The organism is Streptomyces sp. NPDC044002 (genome assembly GCF_056434525.1).
Map to the genome: position 1 here is coordinate 67,580 of NZ_JBWKEZ010000011.1, position 22,467 is coordinate 90,046.

The 22,467-nt window shown below is 72.8% G+C and carries 19 protein-coding genes and 1 tRNA gene; 10 read left to right on the forward strand and 10 right to left on the reverse strand.

Going from position 1 to position 22,467, the window contains the following annotated elements:
* Positions 1–45 precede the first annotated feature (45 nt).
* The 4 genes from AC07A6_RS11270 to AC07A6_RS11285 all read left to right on the forward strand — a co-directional run bounded on the left by AC07A6_RS11270 (position 46) and on the right by AC07A6_RS11285 (position 4,994).
* Positions 46–1,707 carry an outer membrane protein assembly factor BamB family protein gene (locus AC07A6_RS11270; protein ID WP_478776937.1) on the forward strand — a complete coding sequence of 554 codons (1,662 nt, stop codon included), beginning with the start codon at positions 46–48 and terminating at the stop codon, positions 1,705–1,707.
* Positions 1,708–1,840: 133 nt separating this feature from the next.
* Positions 1,841–2,554, forward strand: coding sequence for a response regulator transcription factor (locus tag AC07A6_RS11275; protein WP_478776979.1), 714 nt, complete (start codon positions 1,841–1,843; stop codon positions 2,552–2,554).
* A 192-nt stretch (positions 2,555–2,746) separates the two neighbouring features.
* Entirely contained in the window at positions 2,747–3,706 is a 960-nt protein-coding gene (galE, locus tag AC07A6_RS11280; protein WP_362459206.1) for a UDP-glucose 4-epimerase GalE, read from the forward strand.
* Positions 3,707–4,217: 511 nt separating this feature from the next.
* The gene (locus AC07A6_RS11285) at positions 4,218–4,994 is read left to right on the forward strand and encodes a response regulator transcription factor (RefSeq protein ID WP_362459203.1); all 777 of its coding nucleotides are present in this window, start codon (positions 4,218–4,220) and stop codon (positions 4,992–4,994) included.
* Here the strand turns inward: AC07A6_RS11285 and AC07A6_RS11290 are convergent.
* Complete coding sequence (locus AC07A6_RS11290; protein WP_478776938.1) at positions 4,953–5,450, reverse strand: MarR family winged helix-turn-helix transcriptional regulator; 498 nt, start codon at positions 5,448–5,450, stop codon at positions 4,953–4,955. The genes AC07A6_RS11285 and AC07A6_RS11290 overlap by 42 nt on opposite strands.
* Before the next feature lie 146 nt (positions 5,451–5,596).
* Between AC07A6_RS11290 and AC07A6_RS11295 the strand changes: the two genes are divergently transcribed.
* Both AC07A6_RS11295 and AC07A6_RS11300 read left to right on the forward strand, forming a co-directional pair.
* Complete coding sequence (locus tag AC07A6_RS11295) at positions 5,597–6,454, forward strand: trans-aconitate 2-methyltransferase (RefSeq protein WP_362459198.1); 858 nt, start codon at positions 5,597–5,599, stop codon at positions 6,452–6,454.
* Between the two features lie 2 nt (positions 6,455–6,456).
* Positions 6,457–6,846: a VOC family protein gene (locus AC07A6_RS11300; protein ID WP_362459362.1), complete on the forward strand. Its 390-nt coding sequence runs from the start codon at positions 6,457–6,459 to the stop codon at positions 6,844–6,846.
* A gap of 152 nt (positions 6,847–6,998) precedes the next feature.
* Here the strand turns inward: AC07A6_RS11300 and AC07A6_RS11305 are convergent, their stop codons facing one another.
* Positions 6,999–7,673 (reverse strand): TetR/AcrR family transcriptional regulator, encoded by a 675-nt coding sequence (locus tag AC07A6_RS11305; protein WP_362459195.1) that lies wholly within the window; start codon positions 7,671–7,673, stop codon positions 6,999–7,001.
* Complete coding sequence (locus AC07A6_RS11310; RefSeq protein WP_386270817.1) at positions 7,670–8,641, reverse strand: acyl-CoA desaturase; 972 nt, start codon at positions 8,639–8,641, stop codon at positions 7,670–7,672. Before AC07A6_RS11310 ends, AC07A6_RS11305 begins: the two co-directional genes overlap by 4 nt.
* 397 nt (positions 8,642–9,038) lie before the next feature.
* Here AC07A6_RS11310 and ppc point away from each other — a divergent pair, with 397 nt between their 5' ends.
* Positions 9,039–11,732 (forward strand): phosphoenolpyruvate carboxylase, encoded by a 2,694-nt coding sequence (gene ppc / locus AC07A6_RS11315; RefSeq protein ID WP_362459359.1) that lies wholly within the window; start codon positions 9,039–9,041, stop codon positions 11,730–11,732.
* Positions 11,733–11,795: 63 nt separating this feature from the next.
* Here ppc and pth read toward each other — a convergent pair whose 3' ends face one another.
* The 5 genes from pth to AC07A6_RS11340 form a co-directional block, all read right to left on the reverse strand.
* Positions 11,796–12,386, reverse strand: a complete 591-nt coding sequence (gene pth / locus AC07A6_RS11320; RefSeq protein ID WP_478776939.1) for an aminoacyl-tRNA hydrolase — start codon at positions 12,384–12,386, stop codon at positions 11,796–11,798.
* A 108-nt stretch (positions 12,387–12,494) separates the two neighbouring features.
* Entirely contained in the window at positions 12,495–13,079 is a 585-nt protein-coding gene (locus tag AC07A6_RS11325; protein ID WP_362459185.1) for a 50S ribosomal protein L25/general stress protein Ctc, read from the reverse strand.
* A gap of 189 nt (positions 13,080–13,268) precedes the next feature.
* Positions 13,269–14,246: a ribose-phosphate diphosphokinase gene (locus AC07A6_RS11330; protein WP_362459180.1), complete on the reverse strand. Its 978-nt coding sequence runs from the start codon at positions 14,244–14,246 to the stop codon at positions 13,269–13,271.
* 133 nt (positions 14,247–14,379) lie between these two features.
* Complete coding sequence (gene glmU, locus AC07A6_RS11335; protein ID WP_478776940.1) at positions 14,380–15,828, reverse strand: bifunctional UDP-N-acetylglucosamine diphosphorylase/glucosamine-1-phosphate N-acetyltransferase GlmU; 1,449 nt, start codon at positions 15,826–15,828, stop codon at positions 14,380–14,382.
* 105 nt (positions 15,829–15,933) lie between these two features.
* Positions 15,934–16,008 (reverse strand) — tRNA-Gln (locus tag AC07A6_RS11340).
* Between the two features lie 184 nt (positions 16,009–16,192).
* On the opposite strand from AC07A6_RS11340, the gene AC07A6_RS11345 reads away from it, so the two are divergent.
* Positions 16,193–17,440 carry a histidine kinase gene (locus AC07A6_RS11345; protein WP_362459173.1) on the forward strand — a complete coding sequence of 416 codons (1,248 nt, stop codon included), beginning with the start codon at positions 16,193–16,195 and terminating at the stop codon, positions 17,438–17,440.
* A 14-nt stretch (positions 17,441–17,454) separates the two neighbouring features.
* Here AC07A6_RS11345 and AC07A6_RS11350 read toward each other — a convergent pair whose 3' ends face one another.
* Both AC07A6_RS11350 and AC07A6_RS11355 read right to left on the reverse strand, forming a co-directional pair.
* Complete coding sequence (locus AC07A6_RS11350; RefSeq protein WP_362459169.1) at positions 17,455–17,964, reverse strand: SUKH-3 domain-containing protein; 510 nt, start codon at positions 17,962–17,964, stop codon at positions 17,455–17,457.
* A 5-nt stretch (positions 17,965–17,969) separates the two neighbouring features.
* Positions 17,970–18,548: a YwqJ-related putative deaminase gene (locus tag AC07A6_RS11355; RefSeq protein ID WP_478776941.1), complete on the reverse strand. Its 579-nt coding sequence runs from the start codon at positions 18,546–18,548 to the stop codon at positions 17,970–17,972.
* A gap of 228 nt (positions 18,549–18,776) precedes the next feature.
* Here AC07A6_RS11355 and AC07A6_RS11360 point away from each other — a divergent pair, with 228 nt between their 5' ends.
* Together AC07A6_RS11360 and AC07A6_RS11365 are read left to right on the forward strand one after the other, a co-directional pair.
* Positions 18,777–19,772, forward strand: coding sequence for an SMI1/KNR4 family protein (locus AC07A6_RS11360; protein WP_362459163.1), 996 nt, complete (start codon positions 18,777–18,779; stop codon positions 19,770–19,772).
* 7 nt (positions 19,773–19,779) lie between these two features.
* Positions 19,780–22,362, forward strand: a complete 2,583-nt coding sequence (locus tag AC07A6_RS11365) for an SUKH-4 family immunity protein (protein ID WP_478776942.1) — start codon at positions 19,780–19,782, stop codon at positions 22,360–22,362.
* The last annotated feature ends 105 nt before the right edge of the window (positions 22,363–22,467 follow it).

The window sequence follows — 22,467 nt, forward strand, 5'->3', positions numbered from 1 at the left end:
ACCGAGCGTCCCACCGAGCGCCCCACCGAGAGGCAGTAGCAAGCGATGAGTACCCCGCCGCCCCCGAACCAGCCGCCCTCCGGCGGTTTCGGCGGCCCGCCGCCGGCCGGCCCCCCGCAGCCCCCCGCCCAGCCGCCCACCGTCCCGTCCCCCCAGGCCGGATACGGCTACCCGCAGCCCCAGGCACAGCCCGGCTACGGCTACCCGCAGCAGCCCGGCACCCTCCAGGCCCCGGCGCAGCCCCAGCCCGCCGCGCCCGCGGGCGGCGGCAACGACAAGCGCAACCAGCTGGCGATCGTCGGCGCGGCCGTCCTGGCCATGGCGCTCATCATCGGCGGCGGCTTCTGGTACGTCTCCGGCGACGAGGGAGGCTCCGGGCAGCCCACGGCCAACGGCGCCAGCGGCTCCCCCGACGGCGACAAGGCCCCCGCCGGGACCCCCGGCAGCGAGAAGGTCCCGTCCAACCCCAAGTCGAAGACGCTGGTCAACGTGCCCAGCCCGGCCCCGGCCGACGTGGTCTCCGTCGACGGCTCCTGGCTGACCGACACCACCTACGTCAAGTCGGACGTGGCGAAGGTCGTCGGCTACAACCTCGTCGACGGCGGCAAGAAGTGGGAGCTCCCGCTCCCCGCCAACGTCTGCGGCGCCAGCAAGCACATCAGCGACAACAAGACCGCCATCCTCTTCGAGGAGGGCATGGCGACCAACGAGAAGAAGTACCCCCAGTGCACCCAGGTCGGCGTCGTCGACCTGAACACCGGAAAGCTCCTGTGGTCCGCCACCGCCAAGTCGGCCACCGGCGGCGACAAGCCGGTCGCCTTCAGCGAGGTCACCATCAGCGGCCAGACCGTCGCCGCGGGCGGCCTCTACGGCGGCGCCGCCTGGAACCTCGCCGACGGCAAGTCCCTGTGGACCCCGAAGACCGACGGCGAAGGCTGCTACGACATGGGCTACGCCGGCGGCGAGGCCCTCGCCGTCCTGCGCAAGTGCGGCCGAGGCTCCAGCCCGACCCTGTACGCGCAGGCCCTCGACCCCGCCAGCGGCGCGCCGAAGTACCAGTACAAACTGTCCGCGGGCATCGAGTGGGCCGGCATCATCTCCACCAAGCCGCTCATCATCGCCGCCAACGTCGGCAACACCGCCAAGAACGCCACCAACGTCAGCGACCTGTTCGTCCTCGACGACGCGGGCCAGCTCAAGACCCGCATCGGCCTCGCGGCCGGCAGCTACGCCCCCAAGTGCCCCGCCACCGAGGTCGAGCAGTGCTCGAAGATGGTCGTCGGCAACGGCAAGGTCTACCTGCCGACGTACGAGCACCAGGGTTCGGCCTCGGTCGGCCGCACCAACGAGATCGTCTCCTTCGACCTGGAGACCGGCAAGGCCACCAGTGACCGCGCCGACGCGGGCGAGAAGTACACCATGTACCCGCTGCGCATGGACGGGTCCAACATCATCGCCTACAAGGTGCCCCCGTACGACGGCGGCGGCCAGATCGTCAGCATCGACGGCAAGACGATGAAGGAGACCCTGCTCATGCAGAACCCGGTGGACAGGGCCAGCCAGCGCGTGGAGACCGCGTTCTCGCTGGACCACTCGGAGTTCCGCTACCACAACGGGCGCCTGTTCATCTCCCGCACCACGGTGCGCAAGCCGTACTCGGAGAAGTCCGACCCCGAGTTCCTCTTCGTCTCCTTCGCGGCGAGCTGACCCCCGCCCCGCCCCTGCGCGCAGAGCCCCCGGACGGTCCCCACCGATCGGGGGCTTTCGCGCGGTAACCGGCACGCCCCGTCGAACAAGCGTGTAGCTTGCCGGGTCAGAAGGATCTGGGGTGGGAGCCTTGATGGGCGTACGGGTCATGGTGGTCGACGAGCACCGTCTGCTGGCCGAGGCGCTCGCCTCGGCCCTGAAGCTGCGCGGGCACCGCGTGCTCGCGGCGGCCGCGCCGGCGGCCGGGGCCGCCGAACTGGTCATCGGCCGCGCCCCGGAGGTGTGCCTGTTCGGTACCGCCGCCCCGGCCGGGCCCGGGGTCTTCGAACCGGTGGTGCGGATCAAGCGGGAGCGCCCGCAGATCGCCGTGGTGGTGCTGGGCCCCGTACCGAGCCCGCGCGGGATAGCCGCGGCCTTCGCGGCCGGCGCCTCGGGATACGTACGCCAGGACGAGCGCATCGAGGGCGTCGAACGTGCCCTGGCCAAGGCCCGGGCGGGGGAGGTCGCCATCGCCCCCCAGCTGCTCCAGGGGGCCTTCGCGGAGCTGCTGAACCCCTCCGCGCAGCCCGACGACGAGGGCAGCCGGCTGCTGCGGCTGCTGACGCCGCGGGAGGTCGAGGTGCTGGTCCGGGTCGCGGAGGGTGAGGACACCCGGCTGATCGCGGCCGGCATGGCCATCGCGCCGAGCACAGCCCGTACACATGTGCAGCGGGTACTGATGAAGCTCGGCGTGGGGTCGCGGCTGGAGGCCGCCGCGCTGGCCGCGCGCACCGGGCTGCTGGACCGGGCGGCGCTGCCCGTGCGGCAGCGGCCGCAGGGTCCCGGGGACGGGCCGGACGGGGACTGACCTCCGCACACCGGGTCCCGGCACGCGCGGGGTACGGCCCGCGGGGGGTACGCGCGGGTACGGCCCGCGGGGCCCGTCCGGGCGGGCGGGTACCGTGCCCGGGGGCCGCGATTTCCTCGGAAGCGCGGAATCCGGTAAGCCAGTCACCAGAGCACGCGCATCCGCGTGCCTGCGCGATACGGAGGAGTGCGAGTGAGCAAGTACCTGGTGACCGGCGGTGCCGGATACGTGGGCAGCGTCGTGGCCGCCCATCTGCTGGAGGCCGGACACGAGGTGGCCATCCTCGACAACCTCTCCACCGGCTTCGCCGAGGGCGTCCCCGCCGGCGCCACGCTGATCGACGGCCGTATCCAGGACGCCGCCGACCACCTGGACGCCTCCTACGACGCCGTGCTGCACTTCGCCGCCTCCTCGCAGGTGGGCGAGTCCGTGGTGAACCCCGGCAAGTACTGGGACAACAACGTCGGCGGCACCCTCGCCCTGCTGACCGCGATGCGGGAGGCCGGGGTGCGCCGGCTCGTCTTCTCCTCCACCGCCGCCACCTACGGCGAGCCGGCCGAAGGCGCGCTGACGGAGACCTCGGTGACCGCGCCGACCAACCCGTACGGCGCCTCGAAGCTGGCCGTCGACCACATGATCGCGGGGGAGTGCGCGGCGCACGGCCTCGCCGCCGTCTCGCTGCGCTACTTCAACGTGGCCGGCGCCTACCGCGAGTTCGGCGAGCGCCACGACCCCGAGACGCACCTGATCCCGCTGGTGCTCCAGGTCGCCCTCGGGCAGCGCGAGTCCATCTCGGTGTTCGGCGACGACTACCCGACCCCCGACGGCACCTGCGTCCGCGACTACATCCACGTCGCCGACCTCGCGGAGGCCCACCTGTCCGCGCTGCGCGTCGCCGCCGAGGGCGAGCACCTGGTGTGCAACCTCGGCAACGGCAGCGGCTTCTCGGTCCGCGAGGTGATCGAGACGGTCCGCAAGGTCACCGGCCGGGAGATCCCCGAGGTCGTCGCCCCGCGCCGCGCCGGGGACCCGGCGGTCCTCGTCGCCTCCGCCCGCCGGGCGCACGAGCGCCTCGGCTGGACCCCGACCCGCTCGGACCTCACCAACATCGTGACGGACGCCTGGAACTTCGCCCGCGAGCGCCGTTCCTGACCCGTCCGGCCCCCGGACCCCGCAGGTTTCCTCCGTGCCCCTCCCGGGCCCCCGCGGACCCCTGCCGCGCGCCCCCCGCACCCGACCGGTGCGGGGGGCGCGCGCGTTGGAGCCGGGCGCGGCGGGCAGGCGCCGCGCGCGGGCGCCCGGCGTGCGTACGCCGGGTGAAATGCCCCCCGTGCAACTGCCCGTGGCACGCGCCGGTCGGAAATCCGCCTCCAGGACCGCCCGGAGGGTCGAAAACAAGCCACCACGAAGGCCGTTGCGGACCGTCCCACCGGAAAATCGCTCGAAAAACTTCTGCTATTCGGCCAACCGCGGGACGCCGCCCGCTCTACGCTGATGCGTGACACCGGTGGGGGCCGGTGTTGATTCAGGGGTCGAGACACGCCGGGTACGGCGTCCGGTCCGGGGTAGTGCACAGATGTCGCGGCGGCGGCCGCGGGGGCTGTGGGCCACCCGGCCGGACGCCGTACCCGTAGTCGTCCGTTCCCCGACCCTTGGGGGTTCTGTGGTTCGTATCCGGGTCCTGGTGGTCGACGGCCACCGCATCTTCGCCGAGTCTCTGGCAGCCGCGCTCGCGGCCGAGCCGGACGTGGACGTGTCCGCGGCCGGCAGCGGTCCCGCGGCCTCGCGCTGCCTGGAGCGCGCGGTGGCGGAAGGCCGCCGCTACGACGTGCTGCTCGTCGACGCCGACCTCGGCGCCGGCGCGGCCGCGTCGGGCGCCGTGCCCGGCCAGCGGGAAGCGGGCTCCGGCCCGGCCCCGCCGCCGGCCGACGGGATCGCCCTCGTCGCGGGCGTACGGGTGGCGCACCCCGGCGTGCGCACCGTGGTCCTCGCCGAGCGCGACGATCCGCGCCGGGCCGCGCTGGCCCTCCAGGCGGGCGCGGCGGGCTGGGTCGCCAAGGACTGCTCGCTCTCCCGGCTGCTGGCCGTCATCCGCGGGGTGCTGCGCGAGGAGACCCATCTGCCGCCCGCGCTGCTGACCGGGGTGCTGCGGGAGCTGACCGCCGCGCGCAAGCACCGCACGGACAGCGAGCGGCTCGTGGAGTCCCTCACCCCGCGCGAGCACGAGGTGCTGCGCTGCATGGTGGCGGGGCTGGGCCGCAAGGACGTGGCCGCGCGGCTGTTCCTGTCCCCGCACACCGTCCGCACGCACATGCAGAACGTGCTGGGCAAGCTCGGGGTGCACTCCACCCTGGCCGCCGTGGCGCTGGCCCGGCGGGCCGGCGTACGCCCCGCGGAGCTAGCCGGGGATGTTGTCGAACGGAGCGGTCAACTGGCGTAGCAGCCCGGCGAGCTCGCCCCGCTGCGTGGTGGAGAGCTGGACCAGGATCGCGCGTTCCTGGGCCAGCAGCCCCGCCAGGGACTGGTCGGCGCGGTCGCGCCCCTCGGGCGTCAGCCGGACCAGCACCCCGCGCCGGTCGCTGGGGTCCGGCAGCCGCTCGACGAGGCCCTTCTTGGCCAGCCGGTCGATGCGGTTGGTCATGGTGCCGGAGGTGACGAGCGTCTGCGTCAGCAGCTGTCCGGGGGAGAGCTGGTAGGGCGCGCCCGCGCGCCGCAGCGAGGTCAGGACGTCGAACTCCCACGGCTCCAGGCCGTGCTCGGAGAAGGCGAGCCTGCGGGCCCGGTCGAGATGGCGCGCGAGCCGGCTGACGCGGCTGAGCACTTCGAGCGGTTCCACGTCGAGGTCAGGGCGCTCTCGCCGCCATGCCGCGACCAGTCGGTCGACCTCGTCCTCCATGCCGATCAGTGTACGGGGTCTGTCGACATGAAGTCTCTTCAAATCGAGAATCTTGACATCGAGATATAGTCTGGCCGAGCATGGGGCATGGAGGGGGCCGGAACAGCTTCCGCTTCCGACCGCCCCACCAGTAGGGAGGCTCGAACATGCATTCCGATATCGCGCCGGCCGTGCGTCACCACTCCCTGGACGGCTCCGCACCCGTCTGGGACCCCCAGCAGTACCTCCGCCACGCCGGCCACCGCACGCGCCCGTTCCTCGACCTGCTGAACCGCATACCCGAGCTCCCCACCGCCCCCGCCCGCATCGCCGACCTCGGCTGCGGCCCCGGCAACGTCACCGCGCTCCTCACCGAGCGCTGGCCCGACGCGCGCATCACCGGCTTCGACCTCTCCCCGCAGATGCTCCAGCGCGCCGCCGACGAGCACGCCGGACCCACCCCCGGAGGCGGCCGGCTCGACTTCCGCCACGCCGACCTCGCCGACTGGATGCCCGAGGAGACGTACGACCTGATCGTCTCCAACGCGGCCCTGCAGTGGGTGCCCAGCCACCCCGGCTCCTTCGCCGCCTGGATCAACGGCCTGCGCCCCGGAGGCACCTTCGCCTTCCAGATCCCCGGCAACTTCACGGCCCCCAGCCACCGGCTCCTCGCCGAACTGTGCGACACCCCGCGCTGGCGCGACCGCCTCGCCGGACACGGCGCCCGCTACATCCACATCCTCGAACCCGCCGAGTACCTGGCCCGCTTCACCGAACTCGGCTGCGCCGTCGACGTCTGGGAGACCACCTACTCCCAGCTCCTCCAGGGCGCCGACCCCGTCCTCGACTGGGTCAAGGGCACCGCCCTGCGGCCCGTCCTCACCGCCCTCGGCGACGACCGCGAGGCCGCCGACCGCTTCCTCGCCGAATACCGCGAGGCCCTGCGCGCCGCCTACCCGCCGGGCCCCCGGGGCACCGTCTTCCCGTTCCGCCGCATCTTCGCCGTCGCCCACAAGGAGGCATGACCGTGCTGACCGCAGTCGACCACGTCCAACTCGCCGCGCCGCCCGGATCGGAGGACAAGCTGCGCGCGTACTACCAAGACGTCCTGGGCATGCGGGAGATCTCCAAACCCCCCGTCCTCGCCGCGCGCGGGGGCTGCTGGTTCACCGCCGGAGGCGTACAGCTGCACCTGGGCGTGGAAGAGGACTTCCGGCCGGCCCGCAAGGCGCACCCCGGCCTGCGGGTGACCGGCATCGAGGCGTACGCGGACAGACTCCGCGAACGCGGCGCCGACGTCGTCTGGGACGACAACCTGCCGGGCCACCGGCGCTTCTACTCCCACGACCCCGTGGGCAACCGGCTCGAATTCCTGGAGCCCCACGCCCCCGACGCCGGCGGCCCGACGGACGGCTGACGGCCCGACGGACGGCTGACGGCCCCGCGGACGGTGGCGTACCGCCCGGCCCGCCCGGCCCGGTACGACGGCACGACGACGCGACGGCGCCCCGCCGCCGGGGAAACCCGGTGACGGGGCGCCGTCGCGTCCGCGTCCGTATCCCTACGGCCTCAGCTCTTGCGGTGGCCCACCAGCCGCGGCCGCGGCTCCAGGTTCTCCAGCCCGTGCCAGGCCAGGTTCACCAGGTGCGCCGCCACCTCCGCCTTCTTCGGCCGCCGCGTCTCCAGCCACCACTGGCCCGTCAGCGCCACCATCCCGACCAGCGCCTGCGCGTACAGCGGCGCCAGCTTCGGATCGAACCCCCGGGCCTTGAACTCCAGCCCCAGGATGTCCTCCACCTGCGTGGCGATGTCACTGATCAGCGACGCGAACGTGCCCGTCGACTGCGCCACCGGCGAATCCCGCACCAGGATCCGGAAACCGTCCGTGTAGCTCTCGATGTAGTCCAGCAGTGCGAACGCCGCCTGCTCCAGCAGCTCCCGCGGATGCCCGGCCGTCAGCGCGCCCGTCACCCCGTCCAGCAACTGCCGCATCTCGCGGTCCACGACCACCGCGTACAGGCCCTCCTTGCCGCCGAAGTGCTCGTACACCACCGGCTTGGACACCCCGGCCTTCGCCGCGATCTCCTCCACCGAAGTGCCCTCGAAACCCTTCTCCGCGAACAGGGTGCGGCCGATGTCCAGCAGTTGCTGGCGCCGTTCGGCGCCCGTCATCCGGACCCGGCGTCCTCGCCTGGGCTTGTCGCTGCTGGAACTGCTGCCGTCGATCGCCACGTCCCCCATCATGCCGCGTTCGACGTCGTTTCCCTGCGCCGGGCGTCGATCCTCGCCCCGGACGGCCAGCGCACGTCGGAGGCCCACCCCAGCAGCTCGAACCAGCGGATCAGCCGCGCACTCGAATCCACCTGGCCGCGCAGCACGCCGTGCCGCGCGGACGTCGGGTCCGCGTGGTGCAGGTTGTGCCACGACTCACCGCACGACAGCACCGCCAGCCACCACACGTTGCCGCTGCGGTCCCGCGACTTGAACGGCCGCTTGCCCACCGCGTGACAGATCGAGTTGATCGACCACGTCACGTGGTGCAGCAGCGCCACGCGCACCAGCGAACCCCAGAAGAACGCCGTGAACGCACCCCACCAGGACATCGTCACCAGACCGCCCACCAGCGGCGGGATCGCCAGCGACAGCACCGTCCAGAACACGAAGTCGCGGCTGATCCGCCGGATCGCCGGGTCCTTGATCAGGTCCGGGGCGTACTTCTGCTGGTTGGTCTGCTCCTCGTCGAACAGCCAGCCGATGTGCGCCCACCACAGGCCCTTCATCAGCGCCGGCAACGTCTCCCCGAACCGCCACGGCGAATGCGGGTCGCCCTCGTGGTCGGAGTACTTGTGGTGCTTGCGGTGATCGGCCACCCACCGCACCAGCGGCCCCTCCACCGCCATCGACCCCATGACCGCCAGCGCGATCCGCAGCGGCCGCTTCGCCTTGAAGGAACCGTGCGTGAAGTAGCGGTGGAAGCCGATGGTGATCCCGTGGCACGCCAGGAAGTACATGAACACCATCAGGCCCAGGTCCAGCCAGGTCACCCCCCAGCCCCAGGCCAGCGGCACCGCCGCCAGCAGCGCCAGGAACGGCACGGTGATGAACAGCAGCAGCGCGACCTGCTCCACGGAGCGCTTCTGCTCACCCCCGCGCGTCGCGGAGGGCGTGGAAGCCGCCGCGGAATCCTCGATCAATCCGGGACTGATGGTCATGGTGGGGTTCCCCTGGGGGGTGAGAAGCCGGCAGGCGCCGCGCCACGGACCTACGGATCCGTAACCTACGGCAACGTAAGTATGGCAAAGACGGCCCTCGCGGCAACACGACGACGCCACCCGCGCGACCCGAGTCCAAAGAGCGGGCGCTCTGCCAGGGCACAGGGACGGTCCACCTATCCTGGTGTCGTCGGACAGCGCGGTCCGCACGGGCAGCCCGGGCTGCGCAGCACGACCGGCACGGCCGCACACCCCCGGGAGCCCACAGCCCAGTAGCGCTCGAACACTGCAAGGAGCCGCACCTGTGAGCAGTGCTGACCAGGCCGCCCAGGCCCCCGTCAACCAGCCCGCCGACCCCTCCGCCCCCACGCGGACGGCGCAGACGGCGAACGCGGAGCTGCGCGCGGACATCCGCCGCCTCGGCGACCTCCTCGGCGAGACCCTCGTCCGCCAGGAAGGCCAGGAACTCCTCGACCTCGTCGAACGGGTCCGCGCCCTGACCCGCACCGACGGCGAGGCCGCCGCGGCCCTCCTCGGCGACATCGACCTGGAGACCGCCGCCAAGCTGGTGCGCGCCTTCTCCACCTACTTCCACCTCGCCAACGTCACCGAGCAGGTGCACCGAGGCAAGGAACTGCGCGCCCACCGCGCCGCCGAGGGCGGGCTCCTCGCCCGCACCGCCGACATGCTCAAGGACGCCGACCCCGAGCACCTGCGCGAGACGGTCAAGAACCTCAACGTCCGCCCCGTCTTCACCGCGCACCCGACCGAGGCGGCCCGCCGCAGCGTCCTGAACAAGCTGCGCCGCATCGCCGCCCTCCTCGAAGAGCCCGTCTCCGGTGCCGGCGACCGCCGCCGCCACGACCTGCGGCTCGCCGAGAACATCGACCTCGTCTGGCAGACCGACGAACTGCGCGTCGTACGCCCGGAGCCCGCCGACGAGGCCCGCAACGCCATCTACTACCTCGACGAGCTCCACGCCGGCGCCGTCGGCGACGTCCTGGAGGACCTCGCCGCCGAACTCCAGCGCGTCGGCGTCGAACTGCCCGCCGGCACCCGCCCCCTCACCTTCGGCACCTGGATCGGCGGCGACCGCGACGGCAACCCCAACGTCACCCCCCAGGTCACCCGGGACGTGCTGATCCTCCAGCACGAGCACGGCATCACCGACGCCCTCGAACTCGTCGACTTCCTGCGGAGCCTGCTCTCCAACTCCATCCGCATCGCCGGCGCCACCGAGGAGCTTCTCGCCTCCCTCCAGGCCGACCTGGAGCGCCTCCCCGAGATCAGCCCCCGCTACAAGCGGCTGAACGCCGAGGAGCCCTACCGGCTCAAGGCCACCTGCATCCGGCAGAAGCTCCTCAACACCCGCGAACGCCTCGCCAAGGGCACGCCCCACGAGGAAGGCCGCGACTACCTCGGCACCGCCGAGCTCCTCGCCGACCTCACCCTCATCCAGACCTCCCTGCGCGAACACCGCGGCGCCCTCTTCGCCGACGGCCGCATGGACCGCACCATCCGCACCCTGGCCGCGTTCGGCCTCCAGCTCGCCACGATGGACGTACGCGAGCACGCCGACGCCCACCACCACGCCCTCGGCCAGCTCTTCGACCGCCTCGGCGAGGAGTCCTGGCGCTACGCCGACATGCCGCGCGACTACCGGCAGAAGCTCCTCGCGAAGGAACTCCGCTCCCGCCGCCCCCTCGCCCCCACCCCGGCGCCCCTCGACGCGGCCGGCCAGAAGACCCTCGGCGTCTTCTTCGCCGTCAAGGACGCCTTCGAGAAGTTCGGCCCCGAGGTCATCGAGTCCTACATCATCTCGATGTGCCAGGGCGCCGACGACGTCTTCGCGGCCGCCGTCCTCGCCCGCGAGGCCGGCCTCGTCGACCTGCACGCCGGCTGGGCCAAGATCGGCATCGTCCCGCTCCTGGAGACCACCGACGAGCTCCGCGCCGCCGACGTCATCCTCGACGAGATGCTCGCCGACCCCTCCTACCGCCGCCTCGTCTCCCTGCGCGGCGACGTCCAGGAGGTCATGCTCGGCTACTCCGACTCCAGCAAGTTCGGCGGCATCACCACCAGCCAGTGGGAGATCCACCGGGCCCAGCGGCGCCTGCGCGACGTGGCCCACCGCCACGGCGTCCGCCTGCGCCTCTTCCACGGCCGCGGCGGCACCGTCGGCCGCGGCGGCGGCCCCTCGCACGACGCGATCCTCGCCCAGCCCTGGGGCACCCTCGAAGGCGAGATCAAGGTCACCGAGCAGGGCGAGGTCATCTCGGACAAGTACCTCGTCCCCTCCCTGGCCCGCGAGAACCTGGAGCTGACCGTCGCGGCCACCCTCCAGGCCTCCGCCCTGCACACCGCCCCCCGCCAGTCCGACGACGCCCTCACCCGCTGGGACGCGGCCATGGAGATCGTCTCGGACGCCGCCCACGGCGCCTACCGCGAGCTCGTCGAGGACCCCGACCTGCCCGCGTACTTCTTCGCGGCCACCCCCGTCGACCAGCTCGCCGACCTCCACCTCGGCTCCCGGCCCTCCCGCCGCCCCGACTCCGGCGCCGGCCTCGACGGCCTGCGCGCCATCCCGTGGGTGTTCGGCTGGACCCAGTCCCGCCAGATCGTCCCCGGCTGGTACGGCGTCGGCTCCGGACTCAAGGCCCTGCGCGAAGCCGGCCAGGACACCGTCCTCGCCGAGATGGGCGAGCGCTGGCACTTCTTCCGCAACTTCCTGTCCAACGTCGAGATGACGCTGGCCAAGACGGACCTGCGGATCGCCCGCCACTACGTGGAGACCCTCGTCCCCGACGAGCTCAAGCACGTCTTCGACCGCATCCAGGCCGAACACGAGCTGACCGTCCGCGAGGTGCTGCGGATCACCGGCGGGGAGCAGCTCCTCGACTCCCAGCCCGCCCTCCAGCAGACGTTCGCCGTCCGCGACGCCTACCTGGACCCGATCTCCTACCTCCAGGTCTCCCTGCTGGCCCGCCAGCGCCAGGCCGCCGCCCGCGGCGAGGACCCCGACCCGCTGCTGGCCCGGGCCCTGCTGCTCACGGTCAACGGCGTCGCCGCCGGCCTGCGCAACACCGGCTGACCGGCCCCGTACGCGCAGGAAGCCCCCCGCCGCAGGCGGGGGGCTTCCTCGTGGAGCGTCGGATCAGGAGTTGTACGCCGACTGGGCGCGCTCCAGGCCCTCCTGGACCAGGCACTCCACCGCGTCGGCCGACCGGTCCACGAACCAGTCCAGCTCCTTGCGCTCCGTCGAGGAGAAGTCCTTCAGGACGAAGTCCGCGACCTGCATCCGGCCCGGCGGACGGCCGATCCCGCACCGCACCCGGTGGTAGTCCGCGCCCATCGACTTCGTCATCGACTTCAGCCCGTTGTGGCCGTTGTCCCCGCCGCCCAGCTTCAGCCGCAGCGTCGCGTAGTCGATGTCCAGCTCGTCGTGGACCGCGACGATCCGCTCCAGCGGAACCTTGTAGAAGTCCCGCAGTGCCGTCACCGGACCACCCGACAGGTTCATGAACGACATGGGCTTCGCGATCACCACCCGGCGGTTCAGCGGTCCCGGCGGGCCCATCCGGCCCTCAAGCACCTGCGCCCGCGCCTTGTGCGCCTTGAACTTGCCGCCGATCCGCTCCGCCAGCAGGTCCGCCACCATGAAACCGATGTTGTGGCGGTTGCCGGCGTACTCCGCGCCCGGGTTACCGAGACCGACGATCAGCCACGGCGCCGCGTCGTCCGACATCAAAAGCTCCTTAAACCCGTGAACCAGCCCGTGAACGAGAACGACCGCCGTCCCGCTCCAGTGGAGCCGGACGGCGGTCGGTCAGCAACTGCTGAGGTGGGGCGAGGCTCAGGCCTCGTCGCCCTCGGCGGCCTCGGCGGCCGGCTCCTCGGCCTGCGGGGCCACGACCTGCAGGACGGCGGTCTCACCGTCGACGGCCAGCGTGGTGCCGGCCGGCAGGACCAGGTCGGAGGCGTGCACCGTGGCACCGGCCTCCAGGCCCGCGATCGAGACGGTGATCTCGGTCGGGATGTGGGTGGCCTCGGCCTCGACGGAGACGGTGGCGAGGAGGGTCTCCAGCAGGTTGCCGCCGGCGGCCAGGTCGCCCTCGGTCACGACCGGGACCTCGACCGTGACCTTCTCGCCCTTCTGGACGATCAGGAAGTCGACGTGCGAGATGGTGCGCTTGAGGGGGTGGCGCTGGACGGCCTTGGGGATGACCAGCTCGGTGCCGTCGCCCTCGATGTCCAGGGAGAGCAGCGCGTTCGGGGTCTTCAGGGCCATCATCAGGGCGTGGGCCTCGACGTTGACGTGCTTCGGGGTGCTGCCGTGGCCGTAGATGACACCCGGGGTCAGGGCGTCGCGACGCGCCTGGCGGGCCGAGCCCTTGCCGAAGGTGTCGCGGAGCTTCGCGGAAAGCTTGATCTCGGACATGTTCACTCCTCGTGGGGTGACGGAAATGCGGACTGAGTCACCCGGCCGGAACGGCCTGCTACGAAGAGCGCGTCGATAACGGAGTACCCGTACCGGAAAACAGGTACGGCCTCCCTCGCCGAGCAACTCATCGAGTGTACCCGGCGGGGAGGCCGCGCCCAAAAGGATCTAGCCCTGGGGCATCGAGCCCTACTGCTGTTCCTCGAACAGGCTCGTCACCGAACCGTCCTCGAAGACCTCGCGCACCGCGCGGGCGATCATCGGGGCGATCGACAGGACCGTGATCTTGTCGAGCTCCAGGTCGGACGGGTCTGGCAGGGTGTTGGTGAAGATGAACTCGCTGACCTTCGAGTTCTTCAGGCGGTCGGCCGCCGGACCCGACAGGATGCCGTGCGTGGCCGTCACGATGACGTCCTCCGCGCCGTGCGCGAACAGCGCCTCGGCGGCGGCGCAGATCGTGCCGCCCGTGTCGATCATGTCGTCGACCAGGACGCAGACGCGGCCCTTGACCTCACCCACGACCTCGTGGACGGTCACCTGGTTGGCGACGTCCTTGTCGCGGCGCTTGTGCACGATCGCCAGCGGCGCGTCCAGGCGGTCGCACCAGCGGTCGGCCACGCGGACGCGGCCGGCGTCCGGGGAGACGACCGTCAGCTTCGAGCGGTCCACCTTGGCGCCCACGTAGTCCGCGAGGACGTTCAGGGCCGACAGGTGGTCCACCGGACCGTCGAAGAAGCCCTGGATCTGGTCGGTGTGCAGGTCAACCGTCAGGATGCGGTCCGCACCCGAGGTCTTCAGCAGGTCCGCGACCAGGCGGGCCGAGATCGGCTCGCGGCCCTTGTGCTTCTTGTCCTGGCGGGCGTACCCGTAGGACGGGATGATCACGGTGATGGAGCGGGCCGACGCGCGCTTCAGCGCGTCGATCATGATCAGCTGCTCCATGATCCACTTGTTGATCGGAGCCGTGTGGCTCTGGATCAGGAAGCAGTCCGCGCCGCGAGCCGACTCCTGGAAGCGGACGTAGATCTCGCCGTTCGCGAAGTCGAAAGCCTTGGTCGGCACGAGACCGACACCGAGCTGGTGCGCGACCTCCTCGGCCAGCTCGGGGTGGGCGCGGCCGGAGAAGAGCATCAGCTTCTTCTCGCCGGTCGTCTTGATCCCGGTCACAGCACTGTCTCCTCAGACGTGTGAAAGCTGCTCGCCCCCGTGTGCGTCCGTCCCGCACACGGTGAGCCAGCCGAATTGCGTGCACCTATCACGGTACGCCGTCCTGGGCGTACCTGTTTCCGGTCAGTTCACCTCAATGGCTGCCGGAGTCCTTCTCCGCCGACGACTGCGCGGCCGTCGCCGCCGCGCTGCCGGGACGCTTGCGGGCCACCCAACCCTCGATATTCCGCTGCTGGCCACGGGCCACGGCCAGCGCGCCGGGCGGCACGTCCTTCGTGATCACCGAGCCGGCGGCCGTGTAGGCGCCGTCCCCGATGGTGACGGGAGCCACAAACATGTTGTCCGAACCCGTCTTGCAGTGTGAGCCGACCGTGGTGTGGTGCTTGTGCTCACCGTCGTAGTTGACGAACACGCTCGCCGCGCCGATGTTCGAGTACTCGCCGATCGTCGCGTCACCCACGTACGACAGGTGCGGCACCTTCGTGCCCTCGCCGATCGTCGCGTTCTTCATCTCGACGTACGTGCCGGCCTTCGACTTCACACCCAGGTTCGTCCCCGGACGCAGGTACGCGAACGGACCCACCGAAGCCAGGTCCCCGATCACCGCCGAGTCCGCCACCGCGTTGTCCACCCGGGCGCCGGCGCCCACGCGCGTGTCCTTCAGGCGGGTGTTCGGGCCGACCTCGGCCCCCTCGCCGATGTGCGTCGCACCGAGCAGCTGCGTGCCCGGGTGGACCACCGCGTCCTGCCCGAAGGTGACCGTCACGTCGACGAACACGCTCGCCGGGTCCACCACCGTCACGCCCGCCAGCATCGCCCGCTCCAGCAGCCGCGCGTTCAGCAGCGCGCGCGCCTCGGCCAGCTGCACCCGGTTGTTGATCCCGAGGATCTGCCGGTGGTCGCTGCCGACCGCCGCGCCGACGCGGTGCCCCGCCTCGCGCAGGATCCCGAGCACGTCGGTGAGGTACTCCTCGCCCTGGCTGTTGTCCGTGCGCACCTTGCCGAGCGCGTCCGCGAGCAGCGCGCCGTCGAAGGCGAAGACCCCGGAGTTGATCTCCCGGATCGCGCGCTGCGCGTCGGTGGCGTCCTTGTGCTCGACGATGGCGGTCACGGCGCCGGTGGCCGGGTCGCGGACGATGCGGCCGTAGCCGGTGGAGTCGGGGACCTCGGCGGTGAGCACGGTGACGGCGTTGCCGTCGGCCTCGTGGGTGGCCGCGAGGGCGCGCAGGGTCTCGCCGGTGAGCAGCGGGGTGTCGCCGCAGACGACGATCACGGTGCCGGTCAGCTGGCCGCCGAGCTCCTCCAGGGCCATGCGGACGGCGTGGCCGGTGCCGTTCTGCTCGTACTGGACGGCGGTGCGGACGCCGGCGTCTACGTCGGCGAGGTGCGCGGTGACCTGCTCGCGGGCGTGGCCCACGACGACCACGAGGTGGGTCGGGTCCAGCTCGCGGGAGGCCGCGACCACGTGACCGACGAGCGAGCGCCCGGCGATCTCGTGCAGAACCTTGGGTGTGGCCGACCTCATGCGGGTGCCCTCACCCGCTGCGAGTACGACGACGGCTGCCGGGCGGGTTGCGCTCACGGGTGGGCCCTTCGGCTTCGGGGGTGGACCCGTGAAGGATAGCGGGGGGTCACAGTCCGAAAACGAGGCCGGGTCCCGACCGTGAGGTCGGGACCCGGACGTGCGTGGCTCCCCCGCCAGGACTCGAACCCGGACATAAGGCACCAAAAGCCTCAGTGCTGCCAATTACACCACAGGGGACAGCCAATCAACTCGAATGGGACAGCTCATCGTCCTGGTCCAAGTTGATCGCTCCTACTATGCCGCACCCTGCCCCCTCGACGCGACGGTCAATCGGCGGTGCGGACCGGCGCCTTTCGGCCGTCGGCGGTTCACGGGATTTCGGCCCGCCGCTGGGCGGGGCCCGCTGCGTACGCTGGACGGCATGACCAGTACGGGGGATGAGCGCGAGGGGACGGGCCGGGACGGGCCCTGGTGGTGGGAGCGGCGGCGGGGGGCCGTGCTCGACGTGGGGCTCGGGGTGGTCTCGGCCGTCGAGTGCGCCTTCGAAGGGGTGCCGACCGCGCGTGAGGCCGGGGTGCCGGTGTGGGCCGGGGTGCTCTTCGGGGCGCTGGCGGGGTCCACCCTGGTGCTGCGCCGGCGCCGGCCGGTGGCGGTGGTGCTCGTGGGCATCGCCGTCGCGCCGGCCACGATGGGCTTCCTGCTCGGCGTGGTGGGGCTGTACACGCTGGCGGCGTGCGAGGTGTCGCGGCGGGTCCTGGCGACGCTGGCAGCGATGTCGCTGGCCGGGACGTTCGTGGTGACGTACGTGCAGACCCGCGGGGACGTGGAGGCCGACGGCACGCTCGTGATCGTGCTGTCCGTGTTCATGGCGGTGGCGCTGACCGTGCCGCCGGTGCTGCTCGGGCTGTACGTGGGCGCGCGGCGCCGGCTGATGGAGAGCCTGCAGGAGCGGGCGGACTCGCTGGAGCGGGAGCTGTCGCTGCTGGCGGACCGGGCGGAGGAGCGGGCGGAGTGGGCCCGTCAGGAGGAGCGGACGCGCATCGCGCGGGAGATGCACGACGTGGTGGCGCACCGGGTGTCGCTGATGGTGGTGCACGCGGCGGCGCTGCAGGCGGTGGCGGCGAAGGACCCGGTGAAGGCGGTGCGGAACGCGGCGCTGGTGGGTGACATGGGGCGCCAGGCGTTGACGGAGCTGCGGGAGATGCTGGGCGTGTTGCGGGCCCCGGAGAAGCAGCCGGCGGCGCGGGCGGTGCCGGCGGCGCCGGTGGCGCTGGAGGAGGGGCCGACGCTCAAGGAGCTGGAGGCGCTGGTGGGGCAGTCGCGGGCGGCCGGGATGGCCGTGGAGGTGCTGGTGCAGGGCGAGTGCGGCGGTTACCGGCCGGAGGTGGAGCAGACGGCGTACCGGGTGGTGCAGGAGGCGCTGACCAACTGCCACAAGCACGCTCCGGGCGCGCGGGTCGTCGTACGGCTGGCGCACCGGGAGGGGGAGGTGGCCATGCAGGTGGAGAACGGGCCGTGCGAGGGGGAGGCGCGGGGTGCCGATCTGCCCAGCGGGGGGAACGGGCTGCTCGGGATGCGGGAGCGGGTCGTGGGGCTGGGCGGGGTGTTCGTCTCCGGGCCGACGGACGGGGGCGGGTTCAAGGTGTCGGCGGTGCTGCCGGCCCGGTAGCTGCGGCGGGCGGGTCAGCCGGTGGTGAGGCGGGCGGGCTGGAGGCCGGTGAGGAGGAGGGTGAGGGCCTCGTCGAGTCCGGAGCCGAGGTACCAGTCGCCGGTGTGGTCGACGAGGTAGACGCGGCCCTCGCGGTCGATGGCGAGGTGGGAGCCGCCGTCGGTGCCGGCGCCGAGCGGACTGAGCTCAGTGGACAGGGCGCGTCCGAGGTCGGCGAAGGTGCGGGCGAGGTGGAGGCCGGTCAGCGGGTCGACGCGGACGGCCGTCGGGGCTATCTGGCGGCCCGGGCCCGGTGCGCCGAGGGTGAGGCCGCCGAATTCGGCCCAGGCCTCGACGGCGGCGGGGAAGACGGTGTGCCGGTGCCCGGCGGGGGTGGTGTGGTCGCGCAGGGCGTCGGCCCAGTATTCGGCCTGCTTGATGTCCCAGCGGCCGGGTTCCCATCCGGCGGTGCGCAGGGCGGAGTCCACGGGCCCGGGGAAGCGGGTGGCCGAGGAGCGGTCGTAGGAGGCGGAGGACGCGGTCATGGTGGCTACTCGGGGTGGGTGAGGTCGACGGGGCGTACGCCGAAGTGGTTGAGGAGCGCGTCGCAGGAGCGGCAGGGCGGCGCGTAGGTGCCGTGCAGGGGGTCGCCGTCCTCGCGGATGTGGCGGGCGGTTATGCGGGCGTGCTTGAGGGAGCGGCGGGCCTCGCTCGCGGAGAGGGGCTTGCGGGAGGCGCGCTTGCTGCGGGCGCCCTCGACGGCGGTGAGGTGGCGGGAGAGCAGGATCGCCTCGGGGCACCGTCCCGTGAAGCGTTCGCGCTGGCCGCTGGTGAGGGTGTCGTGGAAGTCCTGGACCAGGGGGTGCAGGGCGGGCGGCTGGTCGCCCTTGCCGGCGGTGCCGGTGAGGGTCTCGCCGCGGACGGAGAGCGCGGCGGCGACGGTGGGCAGGATGCCGTCGCGGCGGAAGCGCAGCACGGGTGTGGTCTGGGCGGTGCCGGTGCTGCTCCAGCGCAGGCGGGGGTCGCCGGCGGCGCCGGTGTCGGCCGGCTGCGGGCGGCCCGTGCGGGGTGCCGCGTTCTGTGTGGCCGCAGTCTGTGTGGTCGCGGTCCGTGTGGTCGCGGTCTGCATGGTTGCTCTTCCCTCCCGTGGCGGCGGTGGTGGTCGCTGTCGCGCACGCCCCCGTGCTGCGGGACAGCCTGTCAAATGTCACCTGTCGCGCGGAAGCGGGGTCGAATATTCGTATCAATTCGGATGTTCCCGCCCCCTCGGCACACGCGTGACCCGGGGGCGGGTGAGGGTCTTGCCGCAGCACATAGGCTGTGGTGAACCAGCCAGATCCAGCAGGGGGCTACCGCCATGACGACAGGTCGGCTCGGGCAGCAGGCCGCGCCACCCAACGCCGCTTACTCGGGGCAGGTCGTGCATTTCCCGGACCCGGTCCGGGCCGCTCGGCATCCCCACGGGGTGCGGATGGACGGCAACGGTCATCCCGATTTCTCGCGCTACGCGCGCGCGGCCGTGGAGATCGCCGAGCCCCCGGAGGGCTTCGGCGTCGACGAGCTGCGCCTGACGGACTTCGTGTCCGCCAACGCGGCGATGCGTGCCGCCGGGCACCCGCTGTGGGACACGGTGGGTCCGGTGGCGACCCCGCACGGCTGGACCTGGCACCACGTCGCGGGCTCGCGGCGGATGGAGCTGGTCCCGGTCGAGGTGAAGGCGCTGCTGCGGCACCACGCGGGTCTGGCGACGGCTCCGGTGGACCACGACAAGCGCGGGGCGCGCCCGCTCCAGGAGGCGCGTCCGGCGCACCTGGGGCTGCCGAAGGCCCTGGTGTCGGTGTCGGAGACGCAGGTGCAGGGCGTCGAGGAGGACCTCGGCTACCGGCTGCCCGAGGCGTACCGCTCCTTCCTGAAGGCGGCGGGCGGCTGCGCGCCGGTGGGCGCGGGGCTGCTGGTGGAGCTGGGGCTGCTGGTGGACCAGCCGTTCTTCACGGTGCGTGAGGAGGCGGCGGTCAACGACCTGGTGTACGTGAACAAGTGTCTGCGGGACCACCTGACGAAGGACTACCTGTGCGTGGCCTTCGTACAGGGCGGGCTGCTCGCGGTGAAGGTGAAGGGCGAGGGCGTGGGCTCCGTCTGGTTCTCCCCGTACGACGACGCGCGCGACCGGGACGGCTGGACGGTGCAGGAGCGGGTGGAGCGTCTGTTGCTGCCGTGCGGTGCCGATTTCGATGCCTTCCTGGAGCGGTTGGCGGGTAATCCGCCGGAGCTGGAGACGGTGGCCGGTCTGATGGTGGACGGCGGATTCGCGCGTTCGGTTGCAGTGTCCGGCGCGGGCATGGGTGAGGGGTGACGGCGTCGTGGTGACGTTCGCGCAGGCGCAGGAGCGCGCCGAAGAGTGGATCAACGGGGACGTGCCCGCGTACCAGCACCGTGAGGTGCGGGTAAGGGAGTTCGGGCTCGGGTTCGTGGTGTGGGCCGAGGACCGGGCGGCCGGTCCGGTGTCCGGTGGTGGGCGGCAGCGGCTGGTCATCGCGCGGGACAGCGGCGAGGTGACGCTGTGGCCGGGGCTGCCGGTGGGTGAGGTGATCCGGCGGTACGAGGAGGAGTACGGGGCCGCTGCCGCGTCGGCGGCTTCGGAGGCTTCGGTTCCGCCGCCGCGGATCGATTCGGAGCAGACCTCGTTCATGCTGACGCCGCCGCAGTGGCTGCAGGAGGCGGCGGACCGGGCGGGGATCCCGCCGGCGGGTGGACCGGCTGCCGGGGCGGGTGCCGCCGGGGCCGGGGCCGGTGCCGGTGCCGGGGCTTCCGGTGCGGGTCCGGTTCCTGGTGCGGGTCCCGTTCCGCTCGGGCGCGGGGGCGAGGTGCCGTACGAGCCGACCGCGAACGACGGGGTGCCGGCCGGGTCCACGCCGTGGGCCGGCACGGACGTGAACTCCGGTGCCGAGGACGGCTCCGTTCCGCTGCCCGCCACGGTGTTCGCGCCGCCGCTGTCCGGCTCCGATCTGGACGACGCGCCCTCCGCCTCGCGGGTGGCCCCGGAGGCCAAGACCACGCTGATGGCGGGTGGCAGCCAGCTGCCGAAGACGACCGTGGCCCCGGCGTTGGCGGTTCCGGCGGATGCCGGGTCCATCGCCGACGCGCCGACGAGCCGGGCCCGGGTGTCCCCGCCGGGAGGCGTCGCGCAGACGCCGCAGCCTCCGCAGGCGCCGCCGGCCCCGCAGCAGCCCCCGGTGGCGCCGCCGGTGCCGCCGGCCGGTGCGCCCGGGGCTCCGGGTGCGCCCGGGGTGCCTGGGGCGCCCGGTGGTGGGGCGCAGTACGCCGCCACGATGCTGGCCGCGCCGGGCATGACGCCGGGTGCGCCGCCTGCGCCTCCCGGTCCGCCCGGTCCGCCGGCGCCTCCTGGCCCGCCCGGTGCTCCTGGTGCTCCTGGTGCGTCCGGTTCGCTGGGCGGGGGGCTGGACCATGCCGCGACGATGCTCGCCGGTCCGGCCGTCGTGCAGCCGCCCGGCCCGCCGGCTCCTCCCGGCCCGCCCGGTCCTCCCGGTCCTCCGGCTCCGCCGGCGCCCCCGGGTGCTCCCGGGGCTCCCGGTGCGCCCGGGGCCGGTGCGCATCATGCCGCGACCATGCTGGCGGCGCCCGGTGTGGTGCAGCCGCCCGGCCCGCCCGGGCCTCCCGGTGCGCCGACGCCTCCTGGCCCGCCCGGTGCTCCTGGTGCGTCCGGTTCGCTGGGCGGGGGGCTGGACCATGCCGCGACGATGCTCGCCGGTCCCGCCGTCGTGCAGCCGCCTGGGCCGCCCGGTGCTCCCGGTGCGCCTGGGGCTCCCGGTGCGCCCGGGGCCGGTGCGCACCATGCCGCGACCATGCTGGCCGGTCCCGGTGCGGTGCAGCCGCCCGGTCCGCCCGGCACGCCCCCCGGCCCGCCGCCCGGTCCGGCGGGGCAGCCGCCGCAGGCCCCGTCCGGCGCGCCCACGGTCGGCCCCGGCTACCAGGCCGTGCTGCGCTACCGCGCGCCCGACGGCTCCGAGCAGCAGCTGATCCGCCGCTCGGCGCCCGGTACCCCGCACCCGGAGTGGCAGATCCTGTACGAGCTGCGCGCCATGAACGTGCCGCCGCAGCAGGTGCTGGAGCTGCACACCGAGCTGGCTTCCTGTGAGCTGCCCGGCGGTTACTGCGCCCGGATGATCCGGGAGACCTGGCCGCAGGTGCGGATCACGAGCGTGGCCCCGTACGGGACCGACCACGCGGGCCGTCAGCAGGGCATGCGCCATCTGCTCACCCATCAGGGTGAGCTGCACCAGGTGGCGGACGGGCCCGCGCGTCCCGCGCCGGTCCGGGCGCCGCTGCAGCAGGTCCCGCTCCAGCCGGCGATCCCGATGGACGCGATCGCGCAGGAGCTGGCGGGTGCCTTCGGGCCGCAGGGGGTCTTCCGTTTCGACCAGCGGGCGGTGTCCCGTCAGGGCGTGCCGGAGATCGTGGCGCAGACCCTGATGTGGGCGGGTCTGCCGGTCGATTTCGGGCCGTTCTTCTGGGCGCAGGCGGTGCCGGGCCAGCCGGTGCCGACGCTGGCCGAGCTGGCCGCGCAGCGCGGTGTGCAGCCGGCGTCGGACGCGGGCTCGTACCTGGTGGTCGGCAGCGACTTCGGCAAGGCGCTGTGCGTGCAGTACGGGACGGCGCACATAGTGGCGGTGCCGGTGGAGGCCGGTCCCGGCGGGGCGCCCGTGCCGCCGCAGTTCGTGAATTCGAGCCTGCCGCAGTTCGCGCGTTCGCTGGCGATGCTGGGTCACATGTGGCGGCTGAGGCAGCATCTGACGCCGGAACAGGCGGGGCGTTGGACCGTCGATTTCCAGGCGAATCTGGCCGGTCTGGACAGTGCGGCGCTGGCTTCGCCGGAGAGCTGGTGGTCGGTGCTGCTGGAGCAGATGTGGGACGGACTGCTCTGACGCGGTGAGCGTGCGCGTGGCCGGGGGGGGGGGGGGGGGGGGGGGGGGGGGGGGGGGGGGGGAGGGGGGGGGGGGGGGGAGGGACAAGGGGGGGGGGGAAAAACA

What these genes read in the sequence shown, in the direction of transcription:
- AC07A6_RS11270 (WP_478776937.1), top strand. Translation starts at nt 46, where the DNA reads ATGAGTACCCCGCCGCCCCCGAACCAGCCGCCCTCCGGCGGTTTCGGC.
- AC07A6_RS11275 (WP_478776979.1), top strand. Translation starts at nt 1,841, where the DNA reads ATGGGCGTACGGGTCATGGTGGTCGACGAGCACCGTCTGCTGGCCGAG.
- AC07A6_RS11290 (WP_478776938.1), bottom strand. Translation starts at nt 5,450, where the DNA reads ATGGAGGACGAGGTCGACCGACTGGTCGCGGCATGGCGGCGAGAGCGC.
- AC07A6_RS11295 (WP_362459198.1), top strand. Translation starts at nt 5,597, where the DNA reads ATGCATTCCGATATCGCGCCGGCCGTGCGTCACCACTCCCTGGACGGC.
- AC07A6_RS11305 (WP_362459195.1), bottom strand. Translation starts at nt 7,673, where the DNA reads ATGATGGGGGACGTGGCGATCGACGGCAGCAGTTCCAGCAGCGACAAG.
- AC07A6_RS11310 (WP_386270817.1), bottom strand. Translation starts at nt 8,641, where the DNA reads ATGACCATCAGTCCCGGATTGATCGAGGATTCCGCGGCGGCTTCCACG.
- pth (WP_478776939.1), bottom strand. Translation starts at nt 12,386, where the DNA reads ATGTCGGACGACGCGGCGCCGTGGCTGATCGTCGGTCTCGGTAACCCG.
- AC07A6_RS11325 (WP_362459185.1), bottom strand. Translation starts at nt 13,079, where the DNA reads ATGTCCGAGATCAAGCTTTCCGCGAAGCTCCGCGACACCTTCGGCAAG.
- AC07A6_RS11345 (WP_362459173.1), top strand. Translation starts at nt 16,193, where the DNA reads ATGACCAGTACGGGGGATGAGCGCGAGGGGACGGGCCGGGACGGGCCC.
- AC07A6_RS11350 (WP_362459169.1), bottom strand. Translation starts at nt 17,964, where the DNA reads ATGACCGCGTCCTCCGCCTCCTACGACCGCTCCTCGGCCACCCGCTTC.
- AC07A6_RS11355 (WP_478776941.1), bottom strand. Translation starts at nt 18,548, where the DNA reads ATGCAGACCGCGACCACACGGACCGCGACCACACAGACTGCGGCCACA.
- AC07A6_RS11360 (WP_362459163.1), top strand. Translation starts at nt 18,777, where the DNA reads ATGACGACAGGTCGGCTCGGGCAGCAGGCCGCGCCACCCAACGCCGCT.